Source organism: Psychrilyobacter sp. (assembly GCF_037132775.1).
Taxonomy (GTDB): Bacteria; Fusobacteriota; Fusobacteriia; order Fusobacteriales; family Fusobacteriaceae; genus Psychrilyobacter.
Genome location: NZ_JBAHZY010000120.1, coordinates 1 through 6,668 on the forward strand (window position 1 = coordinate 1; position 6,668 = coordinate 6,668).

The following is a 6,668-nucleotide window of genomic DNA, read 5'->3' on the forward strand; positions in this document are numbered from 1 at the left end:
TTCATATATGCTAAAATGTTTATATCCTTTTTTCATAAATTAACTCCTTTAATGTTTGTTGTCGTAACTACATTATATCGGTTTTTATGAAAAAAGGTCTTTTTTTATTTCAAGTGGTCGACTTGAAATGATTATACACCCACCTAAAAAAAGGAGTGATCGAAACCATTCCCTCAATTTTTTTAATCTCTCAGTTTATCCTTCATATCTATATACTTGTCCTCGGTTATCTCTCCCCCAACATACCTTTTTTTTAATATTTCCATAGGAATTTTATTCCGATCAGCTCCTGATTTAAATCTATTTCCTGTGAATTTCCCACTAAACATTGAAATCATTACTACTGCAATTAATATCCAAACCTATCCGTGTGAAAAATTAAAAATGCTTTTTTTCTCCCTCCTTCACATTTTCTTCACAATGCTACTATAAAATACATCTATAAATGAATTATAAATTGAGTAACAATACTCCATTTACAGGGAATATTTTAATAAAATACGAAAAAAGTCCAATGAACAGTGAAGGTAATTACAGGATAGGAAAAATTCATTTTGAAAATGAATTTTCAAGTGGGATTCTAATGTCTACGGTTCATTATAATAAACTCGATAATTCAAAAAACTGATATTTAAACAAAATAGAAGAAAGACCTAGATAAAAATCTAGGTCTTTCTTCTATTCTATAACTATTAAATTACTCACCCATGAATAATTTGATATCGTCATCTACAGACCCGATTCCCGCTATACCAAAGTTTTCAACTAATACATCTACTACATTTGGTGATAGGAATGCTGGTAATGTTGGCCCTAGGTGGATATTTTTTATACCTAATGATAATAGTGCTAATAATACGATTACTGCTTTTTGCTCATACCATGCAATATTATATGCAATTGGTAATTCATTGATGTCTTCTAATTCAAATACTTCTTTTAATTTAAGAGCTATAAGAGCTAAAGAGTAAGAGTCGTTACATTGCCCTGCATCTAATACTCTAGGGATTCCACCGATATCTCCTAAATTTAATTTGTTGTATCTGTATTTTGCACAACCTGCTGTTAAGATTATTGTGTCCTTTGGTAACTTCTCAGCAAATTCAGTATAATAATCTCTTGATTTCATCCTTCCGTCACAACCTGCCATTACGAAGAACTTCTTGATTGCTCCAGTTTTAACTGCATCCACTACTTTATCTGCTAATGCGAATACTTGCTCATGAGCAAATCCACCTACGATAGTTCCTGTTTCAATCTCTGTAGGAGCCTCACAAGTCTTTGCCATCTCTATGATTTCAGAGAAATCTTTATTTCCTTTTTCATCTTCTTTTATATTAACCCATCCTGGATATCCAGCTGCATTTGTAGTGAATACTTTACCTTCGTATGATGCTCCAGCTTTTGGAGGAACGATACAGTTTGTTGTGAATAAGATAGGTCCGTTAAATGATTCGAACTCCTCTTTTTGCTTCCACCATGCATTTCCGTAGTTACCTACCAAGTGATCATATTTCTTTAACTCAGGGTAGTAATGAGCTGGTAACATCTCTGAATGAGTATAGATATCTACTCCAGTTCCTTTTGTTTGCTCTAATAATTGAACTATATCATTTAAATCATGTCCGGAAATTAAGATTCCAGGATTTGATTTTGTTCCAATATTTACCTCAGTTAATTCAGGGTTTCCAAATCTTCCTGTATTTGCACTATCTAATAAAGCCATTACATCTACACCAAATTTTCCAGTTTCTAATACTAATGCTACTAACTCGTCTAATACTAAAGTATCATCTAATGTAGATACCAAAGCTTTTTCTATAAACATTACGATCTCTTGTTTCTTATATCCTAAGTTTACTGCATGCTCATAGTATGCTGCCATTCCTTTTAATCCGTATATAGTTAACTCTCTCAAAGATCTGATATCTTCATTTTCAGTGGCTAATATTCCTACTGATAATGATTTAGCCTGCATCTCTTTCATAGTAGTCACTGTAAAAGTAAGCGCATCATGGTCAGCTAACCTTTTAGGAGTTCTTCCTAGTTCAATAAATTTAGCTTTTATTTCCTCTCTTAGTGCTAATCCTTCTGTAATTTGAGCTGCGATAGCTTCATCATCAAAGTTAGCATTTGTTATAGTTGTAAATAATGCATTAGTTAAGTAATAATCAATTTTTTCAGAGTGATCACAAGATTTTCTTGTTTCCAAATCAATTCCTTCTCTTAAGATAGCTATTGATTTAGCTGTATATATTAATAAGTCTTGTAAATTAGAAGTTTCTGGCTTCTTTCCACAGACACCTGCTATCGTACACCCAGTTCCTTTTGCTGTTTCTTGACATTGGTAACAAAACATTGACATATTATTTCCTCCATTTTTTTTATTAAATAATTCTTTTAATTTATTAAACATTTTTTCTCCCTCTTTCTTATTTTCTATACATTGATTATAGCAGTAAAAAAAGAAAAAACCCGGTAACATAGGTTACCGATCTAAAATTAAATTAAATTTTCATCTAAAGAGATGCAAATCGCCATCTTTCTTGGAATTAATTTAGTATATTTTACCCCTGCACTGTCCAGAAGCATCTTAGATGCCCTGTTAGAGTCTGTCCCTCTATATTTATCCGAAAGATAGACTACCTTAATTATTCCACTTTGAATTATTGACTTAGCACACTCATGACATGGGAATAACCCTACATATATGGTACATTTTTTTAAATTTTTTATACTGTTTAAGATGGCATTCTGTTCTGCATGCATGACAAAAGGGTATTTAGTCTCTAAAAATTCTCCTTCTCTTCCCCATGGAAACTCATCATCTGAACATCCCTTGGGAAAACCATTATATCCTGCTCCAACAATTTTTTTATCTTCATTTATTATACAGGCTCCCACCTGGGTACTTGGATCTTTACTTCTCTGCCCAGATAAAACTGCTATTCCCATAAAATATTCATCCCAACTCAAATAATCTTCTCTTTTATTCATAAATATGCCCTCCTTCTCATGACTCTATTATTTTGCTTATTTAAATTATACTATATCTTATCCAAACCATAAAGTTATTATCCCGTCTATACAGGATTTTATGGCATTTTAAGTATATAATCTTAATAATATAATATATAAAATTAGGAGGAACATCTATGATCTATTTCATCGCCTTTACTCTAGGAATTTCAGGGGCTTTCCACCCATGTTTCATCGGGACTATAACTACATTTTATGCTGCTTTGGTCTTGATCAAAGATAGAAAAAAATTTATTTTAGGCAGTATCTTAGGGATAATTATTATCAATTTTTCATTTCTATTTTTTACCGATTTCTTAAGCCATATCTTACATCAAAAGATATTTAATTATATTATCGGCGGAATGTTTATTTTTTTTGGACTTATGTTTTTAGAGGTTATAAAACATAAACATGCTCATTTTTTACTCTCAGTTGAAAAAATAGAGAAAACAAATCCTATTTTAATGGGAATTTTCATAACCTTTTCTTGGATTCAATCTTTTGCTCATATCTTTATCCCCATGGTTCCTTTAATTTCTAAGACCAACCCTTATTTACGAATTTTTATAATTTTACCCTATATATTAGGATTAACTATACCGGTTACTTTATTTAATTTTTTACCCCTACGATTTAAAGAGAAATATAGGCACAAATATAACAAAATCATTGGAATACTCCTCATTATTTTAGGTATGTTTATAACATTTAATCTATTTGAGGAAATTGAACATCTGATTTAAACAGATTTATTTTTCAAATTGCAGATGAACTTTTGAGTTATTGCTAGTCTTTTAAAAACGAAGGGGTTTGTATTAACTACAACTTCTACATTCTTTTATGGTGTTGTCTTATAATTTATAGAAATATTTTTTAATTCTATAAAATTAATTTAGCCATTTTTAATGAGAAGACCAACTTTTTCTATTTTTTTTCTTTTTTCTAAGAAAATTCTAAACTTAAAATGTTATCATTATAGATATATATATTAAATTTGAAAAATATAACTAGGAGATGCTCAATGAAAAAAAAAATAATCTTTATTTTCATGATTTTTACTCTACTTTATTCTATATCCTATGGATCTTCGAATAAAATTTCTTTTACTGATAGTTTAAATACTATAAATTTAGAGTATACTATTAATATATGTTCGTCTGAAGCTATCATAGAATTTTATATTCCGACTATCTTAGAGTATTATCATTGGAATAAATATAACAAGTTTAGGTTTGACAAAGACGTATTTAACCTTATCCTTAAATATTCCCTTTATAATACCGATAAAAATATCAATATTATAGTTAGATCTAAATTTTTCCCGCTAAATAATAAAATTTTATATTCAAAAAAATATAATTTTGAACATCAAAAAAACATTCCATAGAGGAGTACTATCCATGAAAAAATTTAGTTTTTTTAATAAAATTTCTACCAAGATAGCCATGTCTTTTTCCTTTACATTTGTTTTAACTCTATTGGTATTAAATCTTATTATCTATATCTCTATTACGACACACACCAATACCTTAGAGAGATCCCTTGTTATTGCTAGAAAAGAAGTTATTCTAGGGGAAGTTAATAATATCCTCTCTGATTCTAGTAACCTTGGAGAATCAGAGATTTTAAATATTATAGATAAGGTGACTTCCCATAGAGATCAAATATATGTTAATATTAAATTTCCCAATAAAATTTATCAAAGTTTTAAAAAAATTAGTCTTCCCTATACTATCGATATTGATCAAATAGGAGAATACCATTTTATTAAATCAAAAAAAAATAGATTTTTTTATCTAAATACCATGGTAAAAGCTCCCTCTGGGGAGAATATATATATACAGCTGATCAGTGATCTAAAATCTTCGGATTCCCTCATAGATGCTTTGACATCCACTATGCTTTTAATCGATCTAGTCGGTTTTATTTTATCCATTGTCACTGGAGTTGTTTTTGCAAAAAAAATTTTAAAACCAATAAATTCAATAGCAGATACTGCTGAATTAATAAACCTGCATAATTTGAATAAAAGAATTGAGACCTCTAACCATGACGATGAAATTGGAAGGTTGATTAAGGTTATAAATAATATGATGGAGAGATTGGAACACTCTTTTGAAAACCAAACAAAATTTATTTCCGATGCTTCCCATGAGCTGAGAACTCCCCTTTCCATTATAAATGGATATGTGGATCTACTCAATCAATGGGGTATTGATAATAAAGAACTTACAGAGGAAGCCCTTTCTTCTATAAAAGAGGAGATTTTCAACATGACTGATCTTATGGAAAAGCTTTTATTCATTGCACGGGAAGAAAATACCAGATATAAATTAAATTTAATGGATGTAGATATTCCTAGCCTGCTCAAAAGAGTTTGTAAGGAATTTAAGATGATAGATACAAAACACATTTATTTAGTCCATAATATTCCCAAATTTTATGGATTGATTGATGAAAAATTGATTTTACAGGCAATTCGGGCTATAATAGAAAATTCTATAAAATATACACCTAAAAATAAACAGATAACTATTTCTTGTAAAAAAGAAGATAGTCATTTTAAAATCATAGTTTCAGATGAAGGCCTTGGAATTCCCAAAAAAGATATTCCAAAATTATTCAATAGATTCTATAGGGTAGATGAAACAAGAACTAAGGATACAGGTGGAAATGGTTTAGGACTTTCTATCGTAAAAAGTATTGTAGATATGCACAATGGTCATATCTTTATAGATAGTGAAGTCAATAAGGGAACTACTGTGACTCTTAAACTTCCAATGTAATAAGATTAAGTATAATAACTAGGGGGAATTTATGTATAATATATTAATAGTAGATGATGAAATTAAGATAGCTCGTTTAATGGAACTACACTTAACATACGAAGGATATAAGGTTGATGTAGCCCACGATGGGTTTGAGGCTTTAAACAAGATCAGGGAAAAAACATATGATGTAATTATTCTAGACTGGATGCTTCCCAAAGTAGAAGGACCTAAGGTATGCCAAGAGATCAAAAAATTCTATCCTGAAACTATAGTTATTATGGTTACAGCCAAAGACGACATTACTGATAAGGTTACTGGATTTGAATTTGGGGCTGATGATTACTTAACTAAACCTTTTGAATCTTTAGAACTATCTGCAAGAATCAAAGCACATCTGAGAAAAATTCATCGTCAAGATACTACATATCAAATGACTGTCAAAGATCTTACTTTAGATCTTTCTAGATTTGTCGCTATTAGAGGCGATAGGGATATCAAATTATCTAAAACAGAATTCGAACTCTTAAAATTCCTGATTGAAAACAAAGGTATAGTTTTAACTAGAAATAAGATCTTAGTCAATGTATGGGGATATGACAGTGGAGATAGTATCCTAGACGTGTATATAAAGTATTTAAGAGATAAGATAGATAAGGAGTTCCCTATTAAGTTAATAAAAACTATCAGAGGAATAGGATTTACTATAGAAAAATAAAAAATTTAAATATAACTAAAAAAGAGGGGCTGTTGCAAGTTTTGTGTAAACTCTAAAAATTAATGTAAAACTTTTATAAAAAGAGGAGTAATAATTCTTTAATTATTGCTTCTCGTTTTTAATATATTAGAACTTTATTTTTTGTATGTCAATAGCAGAGC

Annotated in this window: 7 protein-coding genes; 4 read left to right on the forward strand and 3 right to left on the reverse strand. The window is 29.7% G+C overall.

Annotated features, from left to right (window positions below; translation table 11 throughout):
- Positions 1-182: 182 nt before the first annotated feature.
- From V5784_RS07880 to V5784_RS07890, 3 genes are all read right to left on the reverse strand, one after another.
- Positions 183-338: a hypothetical protein gene (locus V5784_RS07880; RefSeq protein ID WP_336888485.1), complete on the reverse strand. Its 156-nt coding sequence runs from the start codon at positions 336-338 to the stop codon at positions 183-185.
- A 359-nt stretch (positions 339-697) separates the two neighbouring features.
- A complete protein-coding gene (hcp, locus tag V5784_RS07885) occupies positions 698-2,416 on the reverse strand; it encodes a hydroxylamine reductase (protein WP_336888486.1) in 1,719 nt (572 codons plus the stop codon).
- 86 nt (positions 2,417-2,502) lie between these two features.
- Complete coding sequence (locus V5784_RS07890; protein WP_336888487.1) at positions 2,503-2,997, reverse strand: dCMP deaminase family protein; 495 nt, start codon at positions 2,995-2,997, stop codon at positions 2,503-2,505.
- A gap of 158 nt (positions 2,998-3,155) precedes the next feature.
- Here V5784_RS07890 and V5784_RS07895 point away from each other — a divergent pair, with 158 nt between their 5' ends.
- From V5784_RS07895 to V5784_RS07910, 4 genes are all read left to right on the forward strand, one after another.
- Entirely contained in the window at positions 3,156-3,764 is a 609-nt protein-coding gene (locus V5784_RS07895) for a cytochrome c biogenesis protein CcdA (protein WP_336888488.1), read from the forward strand.
- A 278-nt stretch (positions 3,765-4,042) separates the two neighbouring features.
- Positions 4,043-4,408 carry a hypothetical protein gene (locus V5784_RS07900; RefSeq protein WP_336888489.1) on the forward strand — a complete coding sequence of 122 codons (366 nt, stop codon included), beginning with the start codon at positions 4,043-4,045 and terminating at the stop codon, positions 4,406-4,408.
- Between the two features lie 13 nt (positions 4,409-4,421).
- On the forward strand, positions 4,422-5,807 hold the full coding sequence (locus V5784_RS07905; RefSeq protein WP_336888490.1) for a HAMP domain-containing sensor histidine kinase: 1,386 nt from the start codon (positions 4,422-4,424) through the stop codon (positions 5,805-5,807).
- Positions 5,808-5,838: 31 nt separating this feature from the next.
- On the forward strand, positions 5,839-6,507 hold the full coding sequence (locus V5784_RS07910; RefSeq protein WP_336888491.1) for a response regulator transcription factor: 669 nt from the start codon (positions 5,839-5,841) through the stop codon (positions 6,505-6,507).
- Positions 6,508-6,668: the final 161 nt, after the last annotated feature.